20 protein-coding genes and 1 pseudogene are annotated in these 23,915 nt (G+C 71.9%); 10 read left to right on the top strand and 11 right to left on the bottom strand.

Annotation, left to right across the window (positions count from 1 at the left end; all coding sequences use genetic code 11):
• Positions 1 to 80 precede the first annotated feature (80 nt).
• From ABIE67_RS38655 to narI, 4 genes are read left to right on the top strand one after another with little or no spacing between them, the layout of a single operon-like run.
• Positions 81 to 3,776, top strand: a complete 3,696-nt coding sequence (locus ABIE67_RS38655; RefSeq protein WP_370266195.1) for a nitrate reductase subunit alpha — start codon at positions 81 to 83, stop codon at positions 3,774 to 3,776.
• Positions 3,776 to 5,410 (top strand): nitrate reductase subunit beta, encoded by a 1,635-nt coding sequence (gene narH, locus ABIE67_RS38650; protein WP_370266194.1) that lies wholly within the window; start codon positions 3,776 to 3,778, stop codon positions 5,408 to 5,410. Before ABIE67_RS38655 ends, narH begins: the two co-directional genes overlap by 1 nt.
• Complete coding sequence (narJ, locus tag ABIE67_RS38645) at positions 5,410 to 5,904, top strand: nitrate reductase molybdenum cofactor assembly chaperone (protein WP_370266193.1); 495 nt, start codon at positions 5,410 to 5,412, stop codon at positions 5,902 to 5,904. The genes narH and narJ overlap by 1 nt, the downstream gene beginning before the upstream one ends.
• Positions 5,901 to 6,623 (top strand): respiratory nitrate reductase subunit gamma, encoded by a 723-nt coding sequence (gene narI, locus ABIE67_RS38640; RefSeq protein ID WP_370266192.1) that lies wholly within the window; start codon positions 5,901 to 5,903, stop codon positions 6,621 to 6,623. Before narJ ends, narI begins: the two co-directional genes overlap by 4 nt.
• A 4-nt stretch (positions 6,624 to 6,627) precedes the next feature.
• On the opposite strand, the gene dnaK is transcribed toward narI, so the two are convergent.
• The 5 genes and pseudogenes from dnaK to ABIE67_RS38615 all read right to left on the bottom strand — a co-directional run bounded on the left by dnaK (position 6,628) and on the right by ABIE67_RS38615 (position 12,617).
• Positions 6,628 to 8,487, bottom strand: coding sequence for a molecular chaperone DnaK (gene dnaK, locus ABIE67_RS38635; protein WP_370266191.1), 1,860 nt, complete (start codon positions 8,485 to 8,487; stop codon positions 6,628 to 6,630).
• A gap of 260 nt (positions 8,488 to 8,747) precedes the next feature.
• On the bottom strand, positions 8,748 to 9,176 hold the full coding sequence (locus ABIE67_RS38630; RefSeq protein ID WP_370269362.1) for an OsmC family protein: 429 nt from the start codon (positions 9,174 to 9,176) through the stop codon (positions 8,748 to 8,750).
• Between the two features lie 114 nt (positions 9,177 to 9,290).
• Positions 9,291 to 9,899 (bottom strand): annotated as a pseudogene (locus ABIE67_RS38625) (hypothetical protein); the annotation flags it as partial.
• Positions 9,900 to 10,002: 103 nt separating this feature from the next.
• Entirely contained in the window at positions 10,003 to 12,111 is a 2,109-nt protein-coding gene (locus tag ABIE67_RS38620; protein ID WP_370266189.1) for a phage holin family protein, read from the bottom strand.
• Positions 12,112 to 12,209: 98 nt separating this feature from the next.
• On the bottom strand, positions 12,210 to 12,617 hold the full coding sequence (locus ABIE67_RS38615) for a hypothetical protein (protein WP_370266187.1): 408 nt from the start codon (positions 12,615 to 12,617) through the stop codon (positions 12,210 to 12,212).
• An 84-nt stretch (positions 12,618 to 12,701) separates the two neighbouring features.
• Here ABIE67_RS38615 and ABIE67_RS38610 point away from each other — a divergent pair, with 84 nt between their 5' ends.
• Both ABIE67_RS38610 and ABIE67_RS38605 read left to right on the top strand, forming a co-directional pair.
• Positions 12,702 to 13,475 (top strand): MBL fold metallo-hydrolase, encoded by a 774-nt coding sequence (locus ABIE67_RS38610; protein WP_370266186.1) that lies wholly within the window; start codon positions 12,702 to 12,704, stop codon positions 13,473 to 13,475.
• Positions 13,472 to 14,095, top strand: coding sequence for a DedA family protein (locus ABIE67_RS38605; RefSeq protein WP_370266185.1), 624 nt, complete (start codon positions 13,472 to 13,474; stop codon positions 14,093 to 14,095). Before ABIE67_RS38610 ends, ABIE67_RS38605 begins: the two co-directional genes overlap by 4 nt.
• A 96-nt stretch (positions 14,096 to 14,191) precedes the next feature.
• Here ABIE67_RS38605 and ABIE67_RS38600 read toward each other — a convergent pair whose 3' ends face one another.
• The 4 genes from ABIE67_RS38600 to ABIE67_RS38585 form a co-directional block, all read right to left on the bottom strand.
• Positions 14,192 to 15,268 (bottom strand): MBL fold metallo-hydrolase, encoded by a 1,077-nt coding sequence (locus tag ABIE67_RS38600; protein WP_370266183.1) that lies wholly within the window; start codon positions 15,266 to 15,268, stop codon positions 14,192 to 14,194.
• Positions 15,265 to 16,512 carry an aminotransferase class I/II-fold pyridoxal phosphate-dependent enzyme gene (locus ABIE67_RS38595; RefSeq protein WP_370266182.1) on the bottom strand — a complete coding sequence of 416 codons (1,248 nt, stop codon included), beginning with the start codon at positions 16,510 to 16,512 and terminating at the stop codon, positions 15,265 to 15,267. The genes ABIE67_RS38600 and ABIE67_RS38595 overlap by 4 nt, the downstream gene beginning before the upstream one ends.
• 100 nt (positions 16,513 to 16,612) lie before the next feature.
• A complete protein-coding gene (locus tag ABIE67_RS38590) occupies positions 16,613 to 17,563 on the bottom strand; it encodes a hypothetical protein (RefSeq protein WP_370266180.1) in 951 nt (316 codons plus the stop codon).
• 200 nt (positions 17,564 to 17,763) lie between these two features.
• Positions 17,764 to 18,480: an ANTAR domain-containing response regulator gene (locus ABIE67_RS38585; RefSeq protein WP_370266179.1), complete on the bottom strand. Its 717-nt coding sequence runs from the start codon at positions 18,478 to 18,480 to the stop codon at positions 17,764 to 17,766.
• A 124-nt stretch (positions 18,481 to 18,604) separates the two neighbouring features.
• Between ABIE67_RS38585 and ABIE67_RS38580 the strand changes: the two genes are divergently transcribed.
• Positions 18,605 to 19,732 carry a GAF domain-containing protein gene (locus ABIE67_RS38580; protein WP_370266178.1) on the top strand — a complete coding sequence of 376 codons (1,128 nt, stop codon included), beginning with the start codon at positions 18,605 to 18,607 and terminating at the stop codon, positions 19,730 to 19,732.
• A gap of 23 nt (positions 19,733 to 19,755) precedes the next feature.
• Here the strand turns inward: ABIE67_RS38580 and ABIE67_RS38575 are convergent, their stop codons facing one another.
• Positions 19,756 to 20,547, bottom strand: coding sequence for an RNA polymerase sigma factor SigF (locus tag ABIE67_RS38575; RefSeq protein ID WP_370266177.1), 792 nt, complete (start codon positions 20,545 to 20,547; stop codon positions 19,756 to 19,758).
• 248 nt (positions 20,548 to 20,795) lie between these two features.
• Here ABIE67_RS38575 and ABIE67_RS38570 point away from each other — a divergent pair, with 248 nt between their 5' ends.
• Positions 20,796 to 22,598: a thiamine pyrophosphate-requiring protein gene (locus ABIE67_RS38570; RefSeq protein ID WP_370266176.1), complete on the top strand. Its 1,803-nt coding sequence runs from the start codon at positions 20,796 to 20,798 to the stop codon at positions 22,596 to 22,598.
• 172 nt (positions 22,599 to 22,770) lie between these two features.
• Here ABIE67_RS38570 and ABIE67_RS38565 read toward each other — a convergent pair whose 3' ends face one another.
• Positions 22,771 to 22,905, bottom strand: a complete 135-nt coding sequence (locus ABIE67_RS38565; protein ID WP_370266175.1) for a hypothetical protein — start codon at positions 22,903 to 22,905, stop codon at positions 22,771 to 22,773.
• Positions 22,906 to 23,039: 134 nt separating this feature from the next.
• Between ABIE67_RS38565 and ABIE67_RS38560 the strand changes: the two genes are divergently transcribed.
• Complete coding sequence (locus ABIE67_RS38560) at positions 23,040 to 23,438, top strand: DUF2795 domain-containing protein (protein ID WP_370266173.1); 399 nt, start codon at positions 23,040 to 23,042, stop codon at positions 23,436 to 23,438.
• Entirely contained in the window at positions 23,431 to 23,850 is a 420-nt protein-coding gene (locus tag ABIE67_RS38555) for a CBS domain-containing protein (RefSeq protein ID WP_370266172.1), read from the top strand. The genes ABIE67_RS38560 and ABIE67_RS38555 overlap by 8 nt, the downstream gene beginning before the upstream one ends.
• Positions 23,851 to 23,915 lie beyond the last annotated feature (65 nt).

The following is a 23,915-nucleotide window of genomic DNA, read 5'->3' as shown; positions in this document are numbered from 1 at the left end:
TGACCCGTACGGGTGCGGTGAAGGGGTGCGCTCCCGCGCGCCGCCCTAGGTTCGGCCCTAGGGCAAGCAAGGGAGCGCCGGTGACCGACACGCAGATACCGCCCACCCCGCCGCCCGCCGAGCCGGGCGCGGCGCTGCTCAAGGCGGGCAGGTTCTTCCGGCCGGGCACTGCCGCGCCCGATCTGCACAGCGTCCGGCTGACCGGTGGGCGGGAGGCGGACGCCTTCTACCGGGACCGCTGGAGCCACGACAAGGTCGTGAACTCCACGCACGGCGTGAACTGCACCGGCTCCTGCCGTTGGAAGGTGTACGTCAAGGACGGCATCATCACCTGGGAGACCCAGCAGACCGACTATCCGGGCGTCGGCCCCGACCGCCCCGAGTACGAGCCCCGCGGCTGCCCTCGCGGCGCCGCCTTCTCCTGGTACACCTACTCACCCTCCCGGGTCCGCTACCCCTACATCCGCGGGGTGCTCCTGGAGATGTACCGGGAGGCGAAGGAGCGTCTGCGGGACCCCGTCCTGGCCTGGGCCGACGTCCAGAACGACCCCGAGCGCCGCCGCCGCTACCAGCAGGCACGCGGCAAGGGCGGTCTGGTGCGGGCGAGTTGGGACGAGGCGATCGAGATCGTCGCCGCCGCACACGTCCACACGATCAAGACGTACGGCCCCGACCGTATCGCCGGTTTCTCCCCCATCCCCGCGATGTCGATGGTCTCGCACGCGGCGGGCGCCCGCTTCCACTCCCTGATCGGCGCCCCGATGCTGTCCTTCTACGACTGGTACGCCGACCTGCCCGTCGCCTCCCCGCAGGTCTTCGGCGACCAGACGGACGTCCCGGAGTCGGGCGACTGGTGGGACGCGGCGTATCTGATGATGTGGGGCTCGAACGTCCCGGTGACCCGTACCCCGGACGCCCACTGGATGGCGGAGGCCCGCTACCGGGGCCAGAAGGTCGTGGTGGTCGCCCCCGACTACGCCGACAACGCCAAGTTCGCCGACGAGTGGCTGCATCCGCACCCCGGCACGGACGGGGCGCTGGCCCTCGCGATGGGCCACGTCATCCTCAAGGAATTCTTCGTCGACCGCGAGACACCGTTCTTCGCGGACTACGTACGGCAGTTCACCGACCTGCCCTTCCTGGTCACCCTGGAGGAGCGGGACGGCGCCTACGTCCCCGCGAAGTTCCTGCGCGCCTCGGACCTGGGCCAGGGGGGCGGGAGCGCCGAGTGGAAGACGGTCGTGCTGGACGAGGTGTCGGGCCGCGCGGTCGCCCCGAACGGATCCCTCGGCTTCCGCTGGTCCGAGTCGGGCGAGGGCAGATGGAATCTCGAACTCGGCGAGATAAGCCCGAAGTTGAGCCTGTACGGCAGTGAGGTCTCGGCAGGTGTCGAGGTGCTGCTGCCGCGCTTCGACACCGAGGGCGGGCCGCACGGGCAGGGGCGCGGGGACGTCGTACGGCGTGGTGTCCCGGCGACGAAGCTCGGCGGTGCGCACGGCCCGCTGGTCACGACGGTCTTCGACCTGCTGCTCGCCCAGTACGGGGTGGGGCGGCCGGGGCTGCCGGGCCGTTGGCCCGCGTCGTACGACGACCCCGACGCGCCCGGTACGCCCGCCTGGCAGGAGGCGCACACCTCCGTCCCGGCGGCCAAGTGCGTGCGGATCGCACGGGAGTTCGCGCGGACGGCCGAGCGGTCGAAGGGCCGCTGCATGATCCTGATGGGCGCCGGCACCAACCACTGGTTCCACTCCGAGACCATCTACCGCGCCTTCCTCGCCCTGCTCCAGCTCACGGGCTGCCAGGGCCGCAACGGCGGCGGCTGGGCGCACTACGTGGGCCAGGAGAAGTGCCGTCCGGTGACCGGCTGGGCCACGCTCGCGGCGGCGTCGGACTGGTCGCGGCCGCCACGGCAGATGATCGGCACGGCGTACTGGTTCCTCAACACCGACCAGTGGCGCTACGACCTGTTCACGGCCGATGTGCTGGCCTCGCCGCTCGGTTCGGGCCGCTTCCGTGGGATGACGGGCGCGGACTGTCTGGCGCTGTCGGCGCGTGTGGGGTGGATGCCGTCGTATCCGACGTTCGACCGCAATCCGCTGGAGCTGGGCGAGACCTTCGGCGACCCGGTGTCGAGGGTGGTGGCCGAACTGCGGGCGGGCACCCTGAAGTTCGCCTGCGAGGACCCGGACGCGCCGGAGAACTGGCCGCGGGTGCTGACGCTCTGGCGGGCCAACCTGCTCGGCTCGTCGGCGAAGGGCGCGGAGTACTTCACCCGGCACCTGCTGGGCACGCACTCGTCCCTCCAGGCCGAGGAGGCCCCCGAGGACGTACGCCCGCGGGATGTGACCTGGCGCGACGAGGCACCCGAGGGCAAGCTCGACCTGCTGCTGTCGCTGGACTTCCGGCAGACGTCGTCGACGCTGCTGTCGGACGTGGTGCTGCCCGCCGCGACCTGGTACGAGAAGCACGACCTGTCCAGCACGGACATGCACCCCTATGTCCACTCCTTCACCCCGGCCGTGGATCCGCCGTGGCAGGCGCGCACCGACTTCGACACGTTCAAGGCGCTGGCCGAGCGGCTCAGCGAGCTGGCCGTCGACCATCTCGGCGTACGCAAGGACCTGGTGGCGACCCCGCTCCAGCACGACACCCCGGGCGAGATCGCCCAGCCGGGCGGGGTCGTACTGGACTGGAAGCGCGGGGAGTGCGATCCCGTCCCCGGGAAGACCATGCCCCAACTGACCGTCGTGGAACGGGACTACACGGCGATCGGCGCCAGGTTCAGCGCCCTCGGGCCGCTGGTCGAGCAGCTCGGCCTGCCCGCGAAGGGGATCACGCTGAAGCCGGATGAGGAGGTCGAGGACCTCCGGCACCTGAACGGCGTGACGCCCGACGGCCGCCCCTGCCTCGACACGGCCGTGAAGGCGGCGAACACCATCCTCGCCCTCTCCGGCACCACCAACGGCCGCCTCGCCACCCAGGGCTTCCGCACGCTGGAGGCCCGCACCGGGCAGGAGATGGCGCACCTGGCGGCCGAGCACGAGGGCAAGCGGATCACGTACGCGGACACCCAGGCCGCGCCCGTGCCGGTGATCACGTCACCGGAGTGGTCGGGCAGCGAGTCGGGCGGGCGGCGCTACACCGCTTTCACCCTCAACACCGAGCACCTCAAGCCCTGGCACACCCTCACCGGCCGCCAGCACTTCTTCCTGGACCATGACTGGATCCACGAACTCGGCGAGGCCCTCCCCGTCTACCGGCCGCCGCTGGACATGAACAAGCTGTTCGGTGAGCCCCGCCTCGGCCCGGACGGGCAGCGGGAGGTGACGGTCCGCCACCTCACCCCGCACAACAAGTGGTCCATCCACTCCGAGTACCAGGACAACCTCTTCATGCTGGCCCTCTCCCGCGGCGGCCAGAACATCTGGATGTCCCCGCAGGACGCCGACGCGATCGGCGTCGTGGACGACGACTGGGTCGAGGCGGTCAACCGCAACGGCGTGGTCGCCGCCCGGGCCGTCGTCTCGCACCGGATGCCGGCCGGCACCGTCTACATGCACCACGCGCAGGAACGCACGGTCGCCGTCCCGAAGACGGAGGCCACCGGCCGGCGCGGCGGCATCCACAACTCACTCACCCGGCTGATCCTCAAACCGTCCCATCTCGTCGGCGGCTACGCCCAGTTGTCCTGGGCGTTCAACTACCTGGGCCCCACGGGCAACCAGCGCGACGAGGTGACGGTGATCCGCCGCCGCAGCCAGGAGGTCGAGTACTGATGCGCCCGATGGCCCAGATCGCGATGGTCATGAACCTCGACAAGTGCATCGGCTGCCACACCTGCTCGGTCACCTGCAAGCAGGCGTGGACCAACCGGCGAGGCATGGAGTACGTCTGGTTCAACAACGTGGAGACCCGCCCCGGCCAGGGCTATCCCCGCGGCTACGAGGACCAGGAGCGATGGCGCGGCGGCTGGGAGCTGAACCGGCGCGGCGCGCTGAAGCTGAAGGCGGGCGGCCGGATCCGCAAGCTCGCCGGGATCTTCTCCAACCCCGAACTCCCGGAGATCAAGGACTACTACGAGCCCTGGACATACGACTACAAGAACCTCACCGACGCCCCGCTGGGCGACGACTTCCCGGTGGCCCAGCCGGTCTCGCAGCTCGACGGCAAGCCGATGAAGATCGAGTGGTCGGCGAACTGGGACGACAACCTCGCCGGCGCCCCGGCCTACGGCGACTTCGACCCGATGGCCGAGCGGGCGCGCCGGCAGGCCTCGGACAAGGTGCGGTTCGAGTTCGAGCAGACCTTCATGTTCTATCTGCCGCGCATCTGCGAGCACTGCCTCAACCCGTCGTGCGTGGCGTCGTGTCCGTCCGGGGCGATGTACAAGCGGGCGGAGGACGGCATCGTCCTCGTCGACCAGGACCGGTGCCGGGGCTGGCGGATGTGCGTGACGGGATGCCCGTACAAGAAGGTGTACTTCAACCACCGCACCGGCAAGGCGGAGAAGTGCACGCTGTGCTATCCGCGGATCGAGGTCGGTCTGCCGACGGTCTGCTCGGAGACGTGCGTGGGCCGGCTGCGGTATCTCGGGGTGGTCCTGTACGACGCCGACAAGGTGACCGCGGCCGCCTCCGTGCGGAGCGAACGGGAGCTGTACGAGGCTCAGTTGGGCGTGTTCCTCGACCCCGAGGACCGTGCCGTGCAGCGGGCCGCCGACGAGGCGGGGATCCCGTACGACTGGGTGGAGGCGGCCCGCCGCTCCCCCGTGCACGCGCTGATCAGCAAGTACCGGGTGGCGCTCCCGCTGCACCCGGAGTACCGGACGATGCCGATGGTCTGGTACATCCCGCCCCTGTCCCCGGTGGTGGACGCGCTGAGTGAGACCGGGCACGACGGTGAGGACGCCGGGAACCTGTTCGGGGCGATCGACAGCCTGCGCATTCCGCTGGAGTACCTGGCGGAAATGTTCACGGCCGGTGACATCGGCCCGGTGCGGTCCTCGCTGGAGAAGCTCGCCGCGATGCGCTCCCACATGCGGGCGATCAACCTCGGTGAGGAGCCGGATCCCTCGGTGCCGGACGCCGTGGGCATGCAGGCGTCCGAGATCGAGGAGATGTACCGGCTGCTGGCGATCGCCAGGTACGAGGACCGGTACGTGATTCCGACGGCGGCCGTCGCCGACGCCCGGCGTCTGGAGGAGTCGGCGCTCCCCGAGGGGTGCAGCCTCGACTACGACGGCGGGCCCGGGATGGGCGGGGACGGCCCGTTCGGCCAGGACTCGGGCCGCAAGCTGCTGCCCCTGGTGCCGGTGGAGAACTTCCACCTCCTGCGCCGCCGGCAGACCGCGGACGACCCGGCCGACACCACCCCCACCGCCGACCCCACAGCCGAACCCGAGGAGGCCTGATGCCGTCCTTCGAGGTGCTCTACCAGGCGGCCGCTCTCTGCCTGACCTACCCCGACGACGACTTCCGCGCCCGCCTGCCGCTGCTGCGCGAGGCGGCCCCGCAGCTGCGGGAGTTCACCGACCACGCGGCCGTGACCCCATCCGGCGAACTGGCCGCGCACTACGTCCAGGTCTTCGATCTCAGGAACCGCCACAGCCTGTACCTGAGCTGGTGGCGCGACGGGGACACCCGGCGGCGCGGCATGTCGCTGGTCCGCTTCAAGGACTTCTACCGCGACCACGGCCTGGAGTTCACCGGCGAGGAACTGCCCGACTTCCTTCCCGCGGTACTGGAGTTCGCGGCCCGCACCGGCAACACCGATCTCCTGCTGGAGCACCGGGACTGCCTGGACCAGCTCCGCGCCCGGCTCACCGACTTCGGCACACCGTACGCGTCCGTCCTGGACGCCGTGTGCGCCACCCTGCCGACCGCACAGACGGGGACGCGCCCATGACCGCACTGCTCTGGGGCGTCCTGCCCTACGTCACCTTCGCCCTGCTCGTGGCCGGCCTGTTCTGGCGGCACCGCTACGACCGCTTCGGCTGGACCACCCGCTCGTCCCAGGTGTACGAGTCGAGGCTCCTGAACATCGCCTCGCCCGCCTTCCACTACGGCATCCTCTTCGTGCTGGCCGGCCATGTCGTCGGGCTGCTCGTCCCCGAGTCGTGGACGGACGCCGTCGGCGTGAGCGAGCACACCTACCACCGGTTCTCGCTCTACGGCGGTACGGCGGCCGGCCTCGTCACGGTCGGCGGGATCGCGCTGCTGGTCTACCGCCGCCGCACCCGGGCGCCGGTGTTCCGGGCGACGACCGCCAACGACAAGGTGATGTACCTCGTGCTGGTCGCGGCGATCGTGATGGGCATGGTCGCCAAGCTGACCCATGCCTCCGGCGACGGCTACGACTACCGCCAGTCCATCGCCCCTTGGGCCCGCAGCCTGTTCACGCTCAGCCCGGACACCGACCTGATGGCGCGCGTCCCGGTGCTCTACGAGATCCACGCCGTGATCGGCATGGTGCTGATCGCGCTGGTGCCGTACACCCGGCTGGTGCACATGTTCAGCGCGCCGGTGCAGTATCTGTTCCGGCCGTATGTCGTGTACCGCAGCCGGGACCCCCGACAGCTGGGGCCCCGGCCGGAGCGGCGGGGCTGGGAGAAGACGGACGTGTAGCAGGTCAGGCTGCCCCGCCCTTCTGCTCCTTCTCGTCGTCAACGATCTCCGCGTCCACCACGCCCTCCTCATCGGAGGCGCTCGCGCTCTGTTCCTCGGCTGCTGAACCGCCGGAGGCGGACGCGTACATCGCCTGGCCCATCTTCTGGCTCACCGTGGCGAGTTTCTCGATGCCGGTGCGCAGGGCGTTCGTCTCGGCGTTCTCCGCCAGGAGCTGCTTCAGCTCGGCCGCCGCCGACTCGACCTCCGACCTGGTGTCCGCGGGGACCTTGTCCTGGTTGTCGCGGACGAACTTCTCGGTCTGGTAGACGAGTTGTTCGGCCTGGTTCCTCGTCTCCGCCGCCTCGCGGCGCTTGCGGTCCTCCTCCGCGTACTCCTCGGCCTCCCGCATCATGCGGTCGATGTCGTCCTTCGGGAGGGCCGAGCCGCCCGTCACCGTCATCTTCTGCTCGCGGCCGGTCGCCATGTCCTTCGCGGAGACGTGCATGATCCCGTTGGCGTCGATGTCGAAGGCGACCTCGATCTGCGGGACACCGCGCGGGGCCGGGGGCAGACCGGTGAGGTCGAAGACGCCGAGCTTCTTGTTGTACGCCGCGATCTCGCGTTCGCCCTGGTAGACCTGGATACCGACCGAGGGCTGGTTGTCGGTGGCCGTGGTGAAGATCTCCGAACGCCGGGTGGGGATGGTCGTGTTGCGTTCGATGAGCTTGGTCATGATGCCGCCCTTGGTCTCGATGCCGAGGGACAGCGGGGTGACGTCGAGCAGGAGGACGTCCTTGACGTCGCCGCGGATCACGCCCGCCTGGAGAGCGGCGCCGACGGCCACGACCTCGTCGGGGTTGACGCCCTTGTGCGGGTCCTTGCCGGTCAGTTCCTTCACTAGGTCGGTGACGGCGGGCATCCGGGTGGAGCCGCCGACGAGGATGACGTGGTCGACCGCGGAGAGCTTGATGCCGGCGTCCTTGACCGCCTGGTGGAAGGGGGTCTTGCAGCGGTCGAGGAGGTCCGCGGTGAGCTCCTGGAACTGGGCGCGGGTCAGCTTCTCGTCGAGGTGGAGGGGACCCTCGGCGGAAGCGGTGATGTACGGCAGGTTGATCGTCGTCTCGGACGAGGAGGACAGCTCGATCTTGGCCTTCTCGGCGCCCTCGCGCAGGCGTTGCAGCGCCATCTTGTCGTTGCCGAGGTCGATGCCGTTCTGCCCCTTGAACTTCTTCACCAGGTACTCGACGACCCGCTGGTCCCAGTCGTCGCCGCCCAGGTGCGTGTCACCGTTGGTGGCCTTGACCTCGATGACGCCGTCACCGATCTCCAGCAGCGAGACGTCGAAGGTGCCGCCGCCGAGGTCGAAGACGAGCACCGTCTGTTCCTCGCCCCGGTCGAGGCCGTAGGCGAGGGCGGCGGCCGTGGGCTCGTTGATGATCCGCAGGACCTTCAGGCCCGCGATCTCCCCAGCCTCCTTGGTCGCCTGCCGCTGGGAGTCGTCGAAGTACGCCGGGACCGTGATCACCGCGTCGGTGACGTCCTCGCCGAGATAGGACTCGGCGTCCCGCTTCAGCTTCTGCAGCACCCGGGCCGACAGCTCCTGCGCCCGGTAGCGGGTGCCGTCGATGCCGCCCTGGTCCGGGAAGCGCCAGCTCCCGTCGCCCATGTGCCGCTTCACCGATCGGGCGGTGCGCTCGATGTTCGTCACCGCCTGCCGTTTGGCCACCTCCCCCACGAGCACCTCGCCGTTCTTGGCGAAGGCCACGACCGACGGTGTGGTCCTGGCCCCCTCCGCGTTGGCGACGACCGTGGGTTCGCCGCCCTCCAGGACGGCGACCACCGAGTTCGTGGTCCCGAGATCGATCCCGACCGCGCGTGCCATCGCTGTCCCCTTCCGCCAGGGCGCCCCTTGAACTCCAGCACAAAACTTGAGCGGGTTCTTGTCAATGGGACGAGTGACCGAGCGGACGGCCACCAAACGGTAGCTGAGCGCTCGCTCAGGGGGCCGGGGGCTGGCCCGAAGGGCCACCCCCGGAGGGGCGCGGGGCTGTATCGATATGCGGCTCCGCCGCGTGGGCGCGACAAGCCCCCACGGTGCCGCGGACGCCACACAGCCGCCGCGGCACCCCCGTAGGCGACCCGCTACGCCAACTTCGCCGACAGCGTGATCGTCGTCCCCGTCAGCGCCTGACTCACCGGACAGTTCTTCTTCGCATCCTCCGCCGCCGCGGTGAAGCCCTCCTCGTCGAGCCCCGGCACCGTCCCCTCGACGGTGAGGTGAATCCCCGTGATCCCCTCGCCCGGCTGGAAGCTCACGTCGGCCGAGGTGACGAGCTTGGTGGGCGGCGTGCCGGCACCCGCCAGGGCGTGCGACAGCGCCATGGAGAAGCAGCTGGAGTGCGCGGCCGCGATCAGCTCCTCGGGGCTGGTCTTGCCGTTGGCGTCCTGGGAGCGCGAGGCCCACGTGACCGGCTGGGCGGCGATGGCACCAGAAGAGTCGAAGTTGACGACACCGTTGCCCTCGAGCAGGTTGCCTTCCCAAACGGTGTGTGCGGAGCGCGTGGTAGCCACGATTCTTCCTTTCGCGTGGGGGCCCGTTTCCGGGGTCCGTGCCCCCATCCGATCACACTCCGGCTCACGGCACCCGGAAGACCGGCCCACGCGGGGTGAACGGCAGGCGACGGCCCACGGCAGCGGCGCCTGGCTGAGCACGCGGATCTCCTGGACCAGGCCGCCGGACAGGAAGCCGCGTTCCTGCTGCTGGTGCAGGTCGAGGCCCTGTGAGAGACCGCGCCGATAGAACTCGTCGAGGTCGCAGTAGTCCCCGGGCCGGCCGAGCGGCCCGCCCAGGATGTCGCCGACGCCCTTGCCGCGCAGGGTGGCCAGCCGGCGCATCCGGCGCGGGTCGCCGACGATCCGGTCGTACACCTCCTCGGCGGACAGGCCGGTGAACTGGGCGTCGTACAGCAGCCCTTGGGCCATCTCGCCGGCCTCGGCGTTGACGGCGGCGACGGAGATGCCGTGCGCGCGGGCGAGTTCGGCGTCGGCGACCAGTTTGATGCCGGCCGCGATGCCGCCGAGCAGCGGTTCGCCGTCCATGGAGTCGCGGCGGCCGCCCGCCATGTCCATCGCGGTGGAGACGGTCCGGGTCAACGCGGTCGCGAACGCGAGTTGGTGGTCCGGGGGCTGCCCGTACCAGCCGCGCCACTCCACGAGGACCTGGCCGGGCTCGGCGCCGGCGTGACGGTAACGGCTGCCTGCAAAGCAGGGGCTCCCCTCTTTGCGCCTGAACCGGCGCCGCTCTCGCGGATGTGGTTGCTCGCCGTCGAGGTTCTCAATTGATGGTTGCGGCTGTCATCCGATTCCTTGCACGGACCGCCACTGCCAGCGCCGGCACTCAGGCAGCCCGCTCCTCCGGCTCCGCCGCCAAGGGCACCTGAGGTCCGTTCGATTCCCGCAGCCAGCGGCGCAGTACGCGGTGCACGTGCTCGGCGCCGACGAGGTCCTCCCCGTCGCCGACCGGCACGGAGAAGGCCAGCGGCGACAGCAGGAACGGCTTGCCCTGGGCTCCGCCGAGTCCGCCGTGCGAGCCGATCTGCTCCTCGAAGGCGAGGACCTCGCCGCCCTCGGTCGGGTCGTACGCGGAGTTGACCATGATGTCGGCGGCGTTCGGGAAGGTGTGCGTGCGGCGCACGGCGTCGGCGGCGCCCGGCCCGAAGACCTTCAACGGCCCCGGATCGTCGTCCAGTCGGTCCAGCGGGATCTCGGCGCCGTACGCGCCGAGCACCAGCCCGTCGTGCTGCTCGCTGCGGACGAGCAGGAAGCCGACGCCGGGGTGGTTGGCGAGGGTGGTGAGCAGGGCCGGGTGGCGGGCGTCGATCTCCTCCTTCGTCATCCGGTGCGGCACGTCCGGGAAGGAGACCAGGCCGAGGTTGCCGGAGGCGAGCACGATCGGCTCCGAGCGGCGGGAGGGGCGACGCTGCTCGCCGCCCTCCTCGACGGGTCGGCGCAGCGCCGCGCGCACGGCCGCGCGGGCCTCGGCGCCGCTGTGGGTGCGCTGCGCCTTGCGCGGCACGGGCAGCCCGCAGCCGGCCCGCACCAGATCGCCGAGCCCCAGTCCGTAGCGGGACCGGAAGGTCTCGCCGGGGCTCTGTCCGTGGTCCGAGAGCACGACGATCCGGTACGGCCGCGGCGCGTGCTCGGCGACGTTCTCGATCAACGCGAGCGCCCGGTCGAGGCGTTCGAGGACCTTCTCGGCGTCGCGGCCGCACGGCCCGGAGTGGTGCGCCACCTCGTCGTACGCCACCAGGTCGGCGTAGACGGCGGTACGGCCGGCGAGCATGTCGCCCATCACCGCGGCGACGACGACGTCCCGCTCGACGACGGTCGCGAAGGCGCGGACGAGGGGGTAGAGGCCGCCGCGGGAGACGCGTGGGCGGACCTTGCGGGCGCGGGCCCGGGAGGACTGACCGAGCTCGCGGCCGACCTCGGCGACGAAGGACAGGGCGGTGCGTACGGCGTTGGCCGGGTCGGAGAAGTAGGCGAAGTAGCCCGCGCGGGAGCGGTTGTCGCGGCCGCGTCGGCGGGTGGCGATGGACAGCACGAGGGCCTGCTCGTCGGCGCCGCCGCTGAAGAGGTTGCCACGGCTGGCGCCGTCGCCGGCCAGGAGTCCGCCGTCGCCGGTGCGGTCGATGGCGCGGCGCTGGAGTTCGGCGGCGTTGGCGGGACGGTTGCAGACCATCACCTCACGGCCGGCCTTCTCGTACCAGCGGAAGGCGGGGACGTCGTGGTTGCTGCCGTGCAGGATGCCGAGCTGGCTGGCACCGGTCTGGCTGGACCAGTCGGTGCGCCAGGGGGTGAGCCGGTGGGTGGGGCGGGCGGGGACGCCGGGACCGCCTCCGGGCCCCCCGCTCCCGGCGCTGCCCAGCCAGCGGGCGATCGTCGGCATCAGGTCCTTGCCCACGGCGTCGAGGAGGACGTCGTGGCCGACGCCGTCGAGCTGGATGAAGACGGTGCCGGGGCTGGACGGGCTGGGTGGCAGGGTTCTGCGGCGGCGGTCGGCGAGGCGGTAGAGCCGGCGCCGGTACGCGTCGTCGTCCCGTACGGCCAGGGCGGCGCCGGTGGCGGAGGCCACGGCGGACATCACGGCGGCGACGATGACGGCGGTCTCGGGGGCGGCCTCGCTGTCACCGGAGGGCACCAGGCGCAGGGCGACGATGAGCAGGGAGCCGTTGAGGAAGAAGACGAGGAGGCCGAGGACGAGCGCGGGCACGAGCAGCAGGAGCCGTACGAGAAGAGGCCAGGCGAGCGCGGACAGCAGACCGAAGGCACCGGCGCCGAGGGCCGCGGTCATGGCGATACTCGTGGCGCTGTCGCCGTCCGGGGACTGGAGCTGGAAGTCCGGCAGGATGCCGGCGAGGACGAGCATGGTGACGGTGGAGACCGCCCACACGGCCACACTCCGCCCGACCTGGCTGGCGACCCGCCGCCAACGCTCACCACGCACGCCCAGCCCACCTCACCTCCCGACCCGACCCGGGTTCTCACGGCCATTGTCCCGCCCCCGCCGTCCCTACCCGCCCCCGCAGGGGCTGAGGGTGGCTGTCAACGACCGTCGTAGCCGGCCGTCGGCATCGACAGCCTCCGGTGCACCCGTGCCTTCATCTGCGCGTCGTACAACGGCTCCGCGCGCCCCACGATCTCGACCCGCACCCCCCGCCGCGCGCACTCCGCGGTGAACTCCTCGACGGACGACAACGCGCTCTCCAGCACTCTGCGGCTGGGCGCCACGAACAGGTCGAGGCCGGGGCGGACGCCCTCCCACAGGACGCTGTGGTCGGCCCGCAACCGGCGGACGAGAAGCTCGCGCGCGACGACGTACCCGTGGTCGGCGGCCCAGCGCGCGCACATGGCGTGCTGGCTGCGGGAGTCCACCAGGAAGGGGTCGGCGTCCAGCTCTTCGAGCGGCGTCAGACTGGCGATCGCCGTCACGCGCACTACGGATGACCCCATGGCGTCCCCCTCACCTCCGGGTTTCGCCGCCGACCCTACTCCAGCACGTACGCTTCGGGGAGTCGCGCGAAGGGGGCAAAGAAGGTGCCCGTGGAGATCACGTGGTGGGGGCACGCCACCTGCACGGTCGAGGATTCGAACGTACGTGTTCTCACTGACCCCTTGTTCGCGCGCCGGCTCGCACATCTGCGTCGCCGCCGGGGCGCGCTGCCACCGCCCGGCGCCTGGCGCGCGGACGTCGCCGTGGTCTCCCATCTGCACGCCGACCATCTGCATGTCCCGTCCCTGGCCAGGCTGGAGCGGGGCACCCGCCTGCTCGTGCCCCGGGGCGCGCTCCGGGCGGTGCCGGGCCTGCGCCGGCTCGCGCACCTGCTGGTGAGCGAGGTGGAGCCGGGGGACGTGACCACGGTGGGCGGTCTGGCCGTACGGGCCGTGCCCGCGCGGCACGACGGGCGGCGGCTGCCGGTCGGTCCGCGCCGCTCCCCCGCCCTCGGCTATGTCATCGAGGGCGCGGCACGCACGTACTTCGCCGGGGACACAGGGCTGTTCGACGCGATGGCGAAAGAAGTCGGGCCGGTCGACGTGGCGTTGCTGCCGGTCGGCGGCTGGGGACCGTATCTCGGGGAGGGCCATCTCGACGCGGGGCGGGCCGCCGAGGCGCTGGCCCGGCTCGCGCCGCGCAGCGCTGTGCCGGTGCACTACGGCACGTACTGGCCGATCGGCATGGATGCCGTACGCCCCCATGAATTCCACGCACCCGGCGACGAGTTCGCGCGGATCGCGGCGGAGCGCGCGCCCGGCGTGTCGGTGCATCGGCTCGCGCACGGGGAGCGCGTGCGCCCGGAGGTGACCCGGTGACGCTGCTGGCCGCCGCCACGACGGTGGTGGTGCCGACGCAGTCGACGCAGCAGGCGATCGGCTATCCGTCGCTGTTCCTGCTGGTGCTGATCGGGGCGCTGGTGCCGGTGATCCCGACGGGCGCGCTGGTGAGTTCGGCGGCGGTGGTGGCGTTTCACCAGACGGCACCGTTCTCGATGGCGCTGGTGTTCGTGACGGCGTCGACGGCCGCGTTCCTGGGCGACGCGACGCTGTACTGGCTGGGGCGGCGCGGCATGAAGTCGAAGAACGGCTCGCGGTGGCTGGAGGCCATCCGCTCGCGCGCGCCGGAGGACCGGCTCGCGCAGGCACAGGAGAAGCTCGCCGCGCACGGGGTGGCTGTGCTGGTGCTGTCCCGGCTGGTGCCGGCGGGGCGGTTGCCCGTGATGTTGGCGTGTCTGCTGGCGAAGTGGCCGATGCGGAGGTTCGCGCGGGGCAACTTGCCGGCGTGCCTCGCCTGGGCGGTGACGTATCAGCTGATCGGGATTCTTGGGGGGTCGCTGTTCTCGGAGCCTTGGGAGGGTGTGGTCGCGGCGGTCGCGTTGACGTTGGTCATCAGTGTGGCGCCAACCGTGTGGAAGCGGGTTCGACCTGCCCGGTGAGGTTTCGTTGCGGGGTGCGGGCTTCGTTGTGGCTGGTCGCGCCCACGCGGCGGAGCCGCGTATCGATACAGCCCCGCGCCCCTGAGGTTGGGACCCTTACGCGGCGATATCAAGCACCCGTGAGCCGCCAACGGGCATGTCCCACAGGTCCTCGCGGTCCAGGCCCGCCTTCTCCCATGCCGCACGCACCCGCGTGAGCGGCTCCAGGACCGGTTCCGCCGACAGCACGAACGTGGCCCAGTGCATCGGTGCCATCCGGCGCGCGCCGAGATCCTGGGCCGCTCGCACCGCCTCCTCCGGGTCGCAGTGGACGTCGCTGAGCCACCAGCGGGGGTCGTAGGCGCCGATGGGGAGCAGGGCGAGGTCGATGCCGGGGTAGCGCTCGCCGATGTGGGTGAACCAGTGGCCGTAGCCGGTGTCGCCCGCGAAGTACACGCGCTGTCCGTCGGGGGCGGTGAGGACCCAGCCGCCCCACAGACTGCGGCAGGTGTCGGTGAGGGTGCGCTTGGACCAGTGGTGCGCGGGGACGAAGTCGAAGCGGACGCCGGACAGTTCGGCCGCCTCCCACCAGTCCAGCTCGGTGACCTGCGTGAACCGGCGGCGACGGAACCAGGCGGCGAGGCCGGCGGGCACGAACACGGGGGTGTCGCGCGGGAGTCGGCGCAGGGTGGGGGCGTCCAGGTGGTCGTAGTGGTTGTGGCTGATGACGACCGCGTCGACACGCGGCAGGGCGCTCCAGGCGATGCCGACGGGGGTGATCCGGGCCGGGGTGCCGAGGATGCGGCGGGACCAGACGGGGTCGGTGAGGACGGTCAGTCCGCCGATCCGCACGACCCAACTGGCGTGCCCCGCCCAGGAGACGGCAACCGTGCGTGCGTCCACGCGGGGCACGGGGCGCGGCTCGAAGGGCAGCCGGGGGATGTCGGCGAGGCCCTCCCGGCCGGGGCGTACGGAGCCTTCGCGGGCGAAGCGGGCGAGGGTCTTGATGTCGGGCAGCGGGGCGGTGAGCCGGTCGTGGAAGGTCCGCGGCCACACCCGGCGTTCGCCCAGCGGGCGGGGTGCGGGCAGGGGCGGGAACGCGGGCGCGAAGGGTGACGGGTCCGCCGGAGCGCCGGCTTCCCGGGTGGGCCTGCGCGGTGTTGTCGACGTGGGTGACTCGGACTGCTGCGTCATCGAGGAGGCTCCCATCGCTGAGCTTCGTCACGGAGATCGTCGAAGACCGACGTCAAGTGGATCAACGCACGGTGCACGTGCGGCAGTTCCAGCGGCGAGGGTGAGGTGATGCACTCCGCCCGTTCCGCGTCCGTGCCGGCCAGCAGCGGGCCGGTGGACAGCCGCACCCGCAGCGCGCCGAGGTCGTCACCGAAGCGGTGTCCGCCGGGCGCGGGCATGCCGAGCCGGGCGGCGAGGAAGTCCTCCAGGTCCTGCGCGTCCCCCACGCCGTGCGCGGACAGCCCGGCGCGCAGGGGGCCGAGGTCGACGTACAGGTGCCGCCCGGCCTGCGGGGGCCGCGCCACGGCGCCCGCTCCCACGGCGGCGGCATGCGCGGCGGCGGCCACGCGCGCGTGCAGGCGTACGGCGGCGGTGATCCGCTCGGTGACCGGTTCTGGTTCCTCCAGCGCGTACCCGGCGGCGTGGGCGACCGGGGCGGCGACCCGGGCCCCGAGCGCGGTGAGTACGTCGAGCACGCGCGCGTGGAGGTCGCTCCCGGCGCCGTCCGCGGGGAACCGGGCGACCGCGGCCGGCCAGCCCGGCGGGAGGTGGGCACCGGCCAGGTCGGTGACGACGGTGACCTGCTCGGGCAGCATCTCGGCGGGGCTGAGCAGCACGGTGTCATGCGGGGCGTGCACGGTGTCGCGCCAGGTCTCGTCGCTGACCAGGTGCAGCCCCTCGTCGGTGGCGGCCTCCAGGGTCTCGTGCATTGCCTCGGGCGGGGTCACGGTGGCGGTGGGGTCGTCGGCGACGGACAGCACGAGCAGCCGCGGGTCGCCGCCCTCGGCGCGGACCCGGCGGACGGTCTCCAGGAGGGCGTACGGATCCGGCACACCGCCGCTCTCGGCCGCGGTCGCCACATGGAAGACGGGTCTGCCCAACAGGCGTGCGTACGGCGCCCACCAGGCGGCGCAGGGCCTGGGCACCAGGACGTCGCCGCCGAGCGCGGCGGTCAGGGCGAGCAGCAGGGCGGGCGCCCCGGGGGCGGCCACCGCCTGTGCGGGCTCGGTCGGCAGCCCGCGCCGGTCCCAGTAACCGCACGCGGCCTCCAGGAGTGGGGTGCCGCCCCCGACCGGTTCGCTTGCGGCCCGTCCGGCGGCCGCGGCGAGGACGGCGGCCAGCTCGGGCAGCACGGGCAGCCCGTCGCCCGGCAGCGGTGGCCCGTAGCGGACGGGGCCGTGGCCTTCTGGGTCCGTCGGGCGCATTCGTGCCTCCGCGCTGTGCCTGGTGCCTCAGTGAGTACCCATCGTGCCGCCGGCCCATGGGCGCCCGCAGGGGTTGCGCCCGTCACAGCGCCGGTGTGCGTCAGTCCTCCGTGGTGGGCGTCTTGCGGCGCAGTCGGTACACCGCGCCGCCGGCCGCGCCCGCGATCAGGAAACCGCCGGTGACCAGGGCGGGGACGGAGTCGGTGAAGGTGCCGCCGGAGCCGGCCCGCACGCCGTGGTGGGTCGCCTCGTCGGCGCAGTCCGTCTCGGCCCCGCCGGGTTCGGCCATGTCGGATTCGGGAATGTCCGAACGGGGATCGGCGCAGTGCTGACCACCGCCGTCCGTGGCGCCGCTGCCACCCTCCATCCAGCCCTGGCCGCCGCCCTGGCCGCCTTCGATGCCGCCCCGGCCTCCCTCGATGCCACCCTGGCCACCTTCGGTGCCGCCCTGGCCTCCCTCGATGCCACCCTGCCCACCTTCGACGCCATCCTGGCCTCCCTCCATCCCGCCCTGGCCACCGGCCGAGCCGCCCATGCCTCCGTCCGTACCGCCCTCTTGGCCTGCGCCCGTCCCTCCGTCCATGCCTCCGTCCGTCCCTGCGTCCTTGGCGCCCGGCCCGCCACCGCTGTCGAGAGCGACCCTCAACGTCGCGCTCCACGGCGTGCCCTCCCCACCGGCCGCCGCCGGGCAGGTGCCGTCGACCGTCCACGCGGAGTCCGATCCGACCGCGTCCGGGTCGCCCTCGACGTTGTCGGCCGGGGGGATGCGGGCGGTACCGCTGTAGGCGGGACCGGCCTCCTTCTCGTCGTTGCCGGAGACCCGCTTCAGCTCGACGGTCCCCTCTTCGAAGGCCTGTGAGGTGGCGTCGAGGGTGGCGGGCGCGGTCCCGCCGAGGGGGTCGCAGGAGACCGAGACGGTGACGCTGTCGCCCGGGGAGACGCTGCCGGGGCTGACCTCCGCGGTCGGTTCCGCGAAGACGGCCGAGGCGGCGAAGCCCAGGACGACACCGGCCAAGGCGGCGACGGACAGGGCGCGGGCGGTGCGGCGCATGGGGTGAGCTCCTTCGGCCGACGGCTGCGGGGGTACGGCGGTCGTGCCCCCGCAGCCATGACAGCCCGCCCGGCGTCCGGGCGCGCGCGGCCGGGCACCATTCGCGGGACGAGAGACGGCCGAGCGGGTGACATCCCCCTCCCCGCCCTGTCTCCGCCGTGTCCCCGCCCCGTCCCCGTCGCGTGCCCCGACGCGCCCCGTCAGTTCAGCAGTGCCGCCAAGTCACGCTCCAGCCCGCGTCCCCGTCGGCTGACGACCCCGGACGCGACGTCGGAGAGCTTGCGGTTGGTGCCCTGGGAGATGCGGCGCAGTACGCCGAAGGCGGCGTCGGCGTCGCACCCGAGGACGTGCATGACGATGCCGCACGCCTGGTCGACGACGGGCCGGGTGCGCAGGGCGGTGCCGAGATGGTCGAGCTCGGTGAGCGCCGCGCGGTAGGAGCGGTCGCGGACCAGGCAGCTGGCGGCGAAGTCGCCGAGGGCGTGCACGGGCCCGTGGGCGACGTCCTCCAGGGCGCCGGGGCGGAAGCTGTAGAGACTCAGTGTCACCGTCAGTCCGGGGCGGCGGAACGGGAGCGTGACGCTGGAGCGCACGCCCGAGTCGAGCGCCATGGCGCGGTACTGCGGCCAGCGTTCGTCGCGCAGCAGGTCGGCCGAGTCGACGGGCTCACCGCGTTCCAGGGCGGCCGGAATGGGTCCGTCCCCGGAGCGGAGCTGCACGGCGACGAGGCCGGCCAGGTCGGGGTGGGTGACGGCGGCGGGCCGCTCGGCCGCCGGCTCGGCCACCATGCTGCTCGCTCCGCAGCACTCGGGGGTGCAGCGCACGGCCTGTTCGACCAGCTCGGACAACCGGCGCCCGGGCAGGGCGGCTTCGGCGGACTCGTGTCCCCAGTGACCTGCGGGGTGGTGAGCGGACATCCTCAACTCCTCCTCTCCTCCTGCGCGTTCCCGCACCCACGCGGGGAAAACAGCGGAAGAACAGGGCGGGCCTGTTGGCTCCCCGCTGTCCCGGCGTCCGTCGCCACGAGCTAGGTTCATTCCTATGGCGAAGACCGACGAATTCGGTGAAGAGCTCGCGGATTTCGTGCGCCGCGTCGCGGAACTCAAGGCGGCGCGGTCCGTGTCGGAAGGGGACCTGCCGACCGTACTGGACGCGGCGATCTTCGAACTCGACCATGTCGCAGACCAGTTGTGGCCGTGGTACGAGCGGCTGTCCTCCAGCGGGCCGCCCCGTACGTCGTCCGCCGACCGTCAGGAGCAGCATCTGCTCCGGGCGGTGTTCCAGCGGTTTCCGCTCCCGGTGGCGCTGGTGGACCGGGAGGCGGTGGTGCGTCGGCTGAACTTCGCCGGGACGTCCTTCACCGGTGTCCGGGCGGGTTATGCGACGGGCCGGCCGCTGACCGGGTTCCTCGCCCACGCCGACCGGGCCGCGTTCCGTTCGCAGGCGGCGGCGGTGGCCCGCGGCGAGGGCGACCGCAGCCTCACGGTGCACCTCCAGCAGCGCCCGTCCGTGCCGGTCCACGCGACCCTGACCGCCGTACGCCCGAGCGGCGAGCCGCACACCACCGTGCTGGTGGTGCTGCAGCCCGGCGACCTCGGCGCGTCCGGGTCCCCGGGTGCGGGCGAGAGTCCGACGACCCAGGTCCCCGACCTCACGGAGACCACACGGCACGCGGCCCTGATGGACGTCCTGGACGAGATGACGACGACCTTGCTGACCGCCCCGCGCGGCGACCGCGAGGCGGTCGTCCGGCAGGCGGCCCGGGTCCTCCACGGCCGCTTCGCCGACTGGGTGATCGCCGACACGGGCACGGCGGGGCTTTCCCGTACGACGGTGCTGGCCCCCTCGGCGAAGGCGGCGAAGACGCTGTCGTCCCAGTCCCCGGCCGCCTGCCCCCTCGTCGTGGAGACGGCACGCACCGCCTCCCCCACCCTCCAGGTCCGCCCCCCGAACCCGGACGCCTTCGGCCACGACACCGACGGCGCCCCCGTCCTCGTACAGGCGAACGTCACATCACTGCTGTGCGTGCCTGTCGTGGTCGAGGGCGCCGTACAGGGCGTACTCACACTTTTCCGCTGCGGAGCCCGCCTGGCGTTCTCGATGGCAGAGGCCAAGGCGCTGGACACCATGTCCCGCCACATGGCACTGGCGGCAACAGGAACCCCCTAGCACCCCCACGGCGCAACCGCTCCTCAGCCGACGTCGCTCAGAACCTGCTCCCGCACCCGACTGCAGCACCGGCTGATCAGCCGGGACACATGCATCTGCGAGATCCCGAGCTGCTCGGCGATCCGGCTCTGCGTCATGTCCCCGAAGAACCGCATGTACAGAATCGCCCGCTCACGCTCGGGCAGAGCCGCCAGCCGAGGCGCGACCGCCTCACGATCGACGACGGTGTCCAGCGCGGGATCGGCGGAACCCAACGCATCGCTCAGCGAATACCCGTCCTCGCTGCCGGGCAGCTCCGCGTCCAGCGACAGGGCGGTGAAACTCTCCAGTGCCTCCAGTCCGACCTTGACGTCGGCCTCGCTCATGTCCGCGTGCGCGGCGATCTCGGCGACCGTCGGCCGGCGACCGGAGACGTTCTGCAGGTCCTGGACGGCGAAGCGCACACGGTTACGCAGGTCCTGCACCCGGCGCGGCACATGCAGCGTCCACATGTGGTCGCGGAAGTGCCGCTTGATCTCACCGGTGATGGTGGGCACGGCGTAGCTCTCGAAGGCGTTGCCGCGTTCGGGGTCGTATCGGTCCACGGCCTTGACCAGCCCGAGGGCGGCGACCTGGCGCAGGTCGTCGAAGCTCTCGCCGCGGCTGCGGAACCGTCCGGCCAGCCGGTCGGCCATGGGCAGCCACGCCTCGACGATCCTCTCGCGGAGGGTGTCGCGCTGCTGCCCCTCGGGCAGCGTGGCGAGCTTGCGGAAGTCCTCCGCGGTGTCGGGGGCGTCGTCGTGGGGGTGGTGCTTCGCGCTCACTGAAGTGGGCATCGGGCGTCGCAACTCCCTTGGTTGTGCTCTGGCTTGGACGGTCACCATGGGAGTGCGGGCGCGCACCGGAGCGGGACACACCCGTGGCGGGGGATCCCCGCTCCCACGGACGTGCCTCCTGTCCGAAGCACTGTTTCTTCGCCTGCCCCCACCCCCGGGCCCCAAACCACCGGGCAGGTTTTCCACCGTCCCGCGGGGTCACTCGGAGCGGAGCCGCACAGTCCCCCACCGGACCCAGGAGGTCCCGCATGAGCACCAAGGTCGCCGACCATGTCCTGCAGCGCCTTCGCGAGTGGGGTGTGGAGCACGTCTTCGGCTATCCCGGCGACGGCATCAACGGCCTGCTCGCCGCGTGGGGCCGCGCCGAGAACGAGCCCCGTTTCATCCAGTCCCGGCACGAGGAGATGTCCGCGTTCCAGGCGGTCGGTTACGCCAAGTTCAGCGGCCGTCTCGGGGTGTGCGCGGCGACGTCCGGACCCGGCGCGATCCACCTCCTGAACGGCCTGTACGACGCCAAGCTCGACCATGTCCCCGTCCTGGCGATCGTCGGCCAGACGCACCGCACCGCGATGGGCGGCTCGTACCAGCAGGAGGTGGACCTGCACACGCTGTTCAAGGACGTCGCCTCGGACTTCGTGGAGACGGTGACGGTCCCCGAGCAGCTGCCGAACGTCCTGGACCGGGCGATCCGCACCGCGTACGCGCGTCGCGCCCCCACGGCGATCATCATCCCCGGCGACGTGCAGGAGCTCGACTACTCGCCGCCCACGCACGAGTTCAAGATGGTGCCCTCCAGCCTGGACCGCAGCAGTTGGACGGCGATCCCCTCGGACGACTCGATCCGCCGGGCCGCCGAAATCCTCAACGCCGGTGACAAGGTGGCCATCCTGGTCGGGCAGGGCGCGGCCGGCGCGCGGGCCGAGGTGGAGCGGATCGCCGAACTGCTCGGCGCCGGCGTGGCCAAGGCGCTGCTCGGCAAGGACGTCCTGAGCGATGAACTGCCGTATGTCACCGGCTCGATCGGCCTGCTCGGCACCCGCCCGTCGTACGAACTCATGCGGGACTGCGACACCCTGCTGACCATCGGGTCCTCCTTCCCGTACACCCAGTTCCTGCCGGACTTCGACGATGCGCGGGGTGTGCAGATCGACATCGATCCGCACATGGTCGGGATGCGCTATCCGTACGAGGTGAACCTCGTCGGCGACGCGAAGGCGACGCTGGAGCGACTGATCCCGCTGATCAGGTCCGAGGAGCGCGGTCGCGAGTGGTACGACACGGTGTGCGACAACGTGGTGCGCTGGAGCGAGGTGATGGACCGGCGCGCGAACCAGTCCGCCGACCCCATCAACCCGGAGTACGTCGCCCGCGCCCTGGACCCGCTGCTCCCCGCCAACGCGATCGTGTCCTCCGACTCGGGCTCCGCGGCGAACTGGTACGCCCGCCATCTGACGATGCGGCCGGGCATGCGCGGGTCGCTCTCCGGGACCCTGGCGACGATGGGCTGCGGTGTGCCGTACGCGATCGGCGCCAAGTTCGCCCACCCGGACCGTCCGGCGATCGCCCTGGTCGGTGACGGCGCGATGCAGATGAACGGCCTGGCGGAGCTGATCACGGCGGCGAAGTACAAGGATCTGTGGGAGGATCCGCGGCTGGTGGTGGCCGTGTGGAACAACCACGACCTCAACCAGGTCACCTGGGAGATGCGCGCGATGGAGGGCGCCCCGTCCTTCCTGCCCTCCCAGGAGCTCCCCGACGTGCAGTACGCCGCCTTCGCCCGCTCCCTAGGCCTGACCGGCATCCGCGTCGAGAAGCCCGAGGACGTCGAGGCCGGCTGGCGCGCGGGCCTGGAGGCGGACGGCCCCGCGGTCATCGAGTTCCTCACCGACCCCGCCGTACCCCCGATCCCGCCGCACGCCACCTGGGAGCAGATGGAGGCCACGGCCTCGTCGATCCTGAAGGGGGACGCGGATCGCGGGTCGATGATCAAGCAGGGATTCAAGGCCAAGATGCAGGAGTTCCTGCCGGGGCGGGAGAAGAAGGGCCACTGAACTGAACTGTTGAACGGCGCCGCGGAGGCGGTGCGAGGGAGTGCGGGCGGGCGGCGAGGGCGCCGACCGCCTGCCGACGCCCGCCCGGCAGTCCGGGGGGGCAATAGCGGGCCGGAACAGGGCCGGGGCGACCGGCCCCGTGCCGAATGCCGGCTCAGCGAAGGGCGACGCCTCAGTGTCCGAGCGCCGCCCCCTCCGGCCGGTCCGCCTCGTTGGGGTCCTTCGGGAGCAGCAAATCCTCGTAACGGCCCAGTGCCAGCACCACGCCGAGCATGAGCAGTGGGAGGAGCACAGCGAGCAGTGCCATGACCTGGTCCTTCCCCGGAGCAGAACGTGCGTGGGGGGTAAGGGACCGGGTCTCCCCCCTTCCGGTGCGCAAACCCTGTGTTGCCCCCGGATGTACGGGTACGCGGTGCGCACGCCGAAGATCTGGAGGGAGTCATGCAGCGAGGCAGTGACCGGCTGAGCGTTCACCGTGACGACGAGATGAAGCATGAACTGCAAGGACTGCTGAGGTCCGGCCACCCCACCCGGACCGAGGAGTGGCACGACCCGGAGCCGTCCGCCGATGACGATCCGGAGGTCGCGGGTGGTCCGGTGACACCGGGGAGTACGGCGTCCCTGGCGACGGTCCGGCTCGAACTGGCGCGCATCCTGGGCCGCAGCGCCTTCCCGGCGAGCCCCCGGGAACTGGCCGTGGCCCTGCGCCGCGGGTACGCGCCCGACGCTCTGGTCGAGTCGTTGGAGCGCCTGCCGCGCTCGACGCGCTACGCCAACGTCCAGCAACTGGCCGAGGCCCTGACCGGGACCGGGGAGCGCAGGGGGACCAGGGATGGCTGATTTCGTGAGGGACGTCATGACGCCGGGTGTGGTCGCCGTGCGCCCGGACGCCTCGCTCGTCGAGGCGGCGCAGCTGATGCGGGCGCAGGACATCGGCGACGTCGTGGTGGCCGACGGCCAGGACGTCGTGGGCGTCCTCACCGACCGTGACATCACGGTGCGGGCGGTCGCGGACGGCGCCGACCCGCTGACGGTGAGCGCCCGGTCGGTGTGCACCCGGGACCCGGTGGTGATCGACCCGGGCGAGCGGGTGTCCGTGGCGGTCGCGTTGATGCGCGAGCACGCGGTACGGCGACTGCCGGTCGTCGAGGACGGGCTGCCGGTCGGCGTCATCAGCCTCGGGGATGTGGCCGAGACCCAGGATCCCGACTCGGCGCTGGCCGAGATCAGCCGTGCGGCTCCGGACGAGTGATCGGATGAGCCGAGACCAGGCCGCCGAGATCACCATCTCCGGAGTCACCGTCGACGTCGGCGACG

The sequence above is a fragment of the Streptomyces sp. V4I8 genome (assembly GCF_041261225.1).
Lineage (GTDB): Bacteria > Actinomycetota > Actinomycetes > Streptomycetales > Streptomycetaceae > Streptomyces.
The sequence above is the reverse complement of the archived record's forward strand: the minus strand, read 5'-3'. Positions and strand labels throughout refer to the sequence as shown.

Excerpts from the sequence above, each read along its gene's own strand:
- narH (WP_370266194.1), top strand. The coding sequence starts at position 3,776 with ATGCGCCCGATGGCCCAGATCGCGATGGTCATGAACCTCGACAAGTGC.
- narJ (WP_370266193.1), top strand. The coding sequence starts at position 5,410 with ATGCCGTCCTTCGAGGTGCTCTACCAGGCGGCCGCTCTCTGCCTGACC.
- narI (WP_370266192.1), top strand. The coding sequence starts at position 5,901 with ATGACCGCACTGCTCTGGGGCGTCCTGCCCTACGTCACCTTCGCCCTG.
- dnaK (WP_370266191.1), bottom strand. The coding sequence starts at position 8,487 with ATGGCACGCGCGGTCGGGATCGATCTCGGGACCACGAACTCGGTGGTC.
- ABIE67_RS38615 (WP_370266187.1), bottom strand. The coding sequence starts at position 12,617 with ATGGGGTCATCCGTAGTGCGCGTGACGGCGATCGCCAGTCTGACGCCG.
- ABIE67_RS38600 (WP_370266183.1), bottom strand. The coding sequence starts at position 15,268 with ATGACGCAGCAGTCCGAGTCACCCACGTCGACAACACCGCGCAGGCCC.
- ABIE67_RS38595 (WP_370266182.1), bottom strand. The coding sequence starts at position 16,512 with ATGCGCCCGACGGACCCAGAAGGCCACGGCCCCGTCCGCTACGGGCCA.
- ABIE67_RS38590 (WP_370266180.1), bottom strand. The coding sequence starts at position 17,563 with ATGCGCCGCACCGCCCGCGCCCTGTCCGTCGCCGCCTTGGCCGGTGTC.
- ABIE67_RS38585 (WP_370266179.1), bottom strand. The coding sequence starts at position 18,480 with ATGTCCGCTCACCACCCCGCAGGTCACTGGGGACACGAGTCCGCCGAA.
- ABIE67_RS38580 (WP_370266178.1), top strand. The coding sequence starts at position 18,605 with ATGGCGAAGACCGACGAATTCGGTGAAGAGCTCGCGGATTTCGTGCGC.
- ABIE67_RS38575 (WP_370266177.1), bottom strand. The coding sequence starts at position 20,547 with ATGCCCACTTCAGTGAGCGCGAAGCACCACCCCCACGACGACGCCCCC.
- ABIE67_RS38570 (WP_370266176.1), top strand. The coding sequence starts at position 20,796 with ATGAGCACCAAGGTCGCCGACCATGTCCTGCAGCGCCTTCGCGAGTGG.
- ABIE67_RS38565 (WP_370266175.1), bottom strand. The coding sequence starts at position 22,905 with ATGGCACTGCTCGCTGTGCTCCTCCCACTGCTCATGCTCGGCGTGGTG.
- ABIE67_RS38560 (WP_370266173.1), top strand. The coding sequence starts at position 23,040 with ATGCAGCGAGGCAGTGACCGGCTGAGCGTTCACCGTGACGACGAGATG.
- ABIE67_RS38555 (WP_370266172.1), top strand. The coding sequence starts at position 23,431 with ATGGCTGATTTCGTGAGGGACGTCATGACGCCGGGTGTGGTCGCCGTG.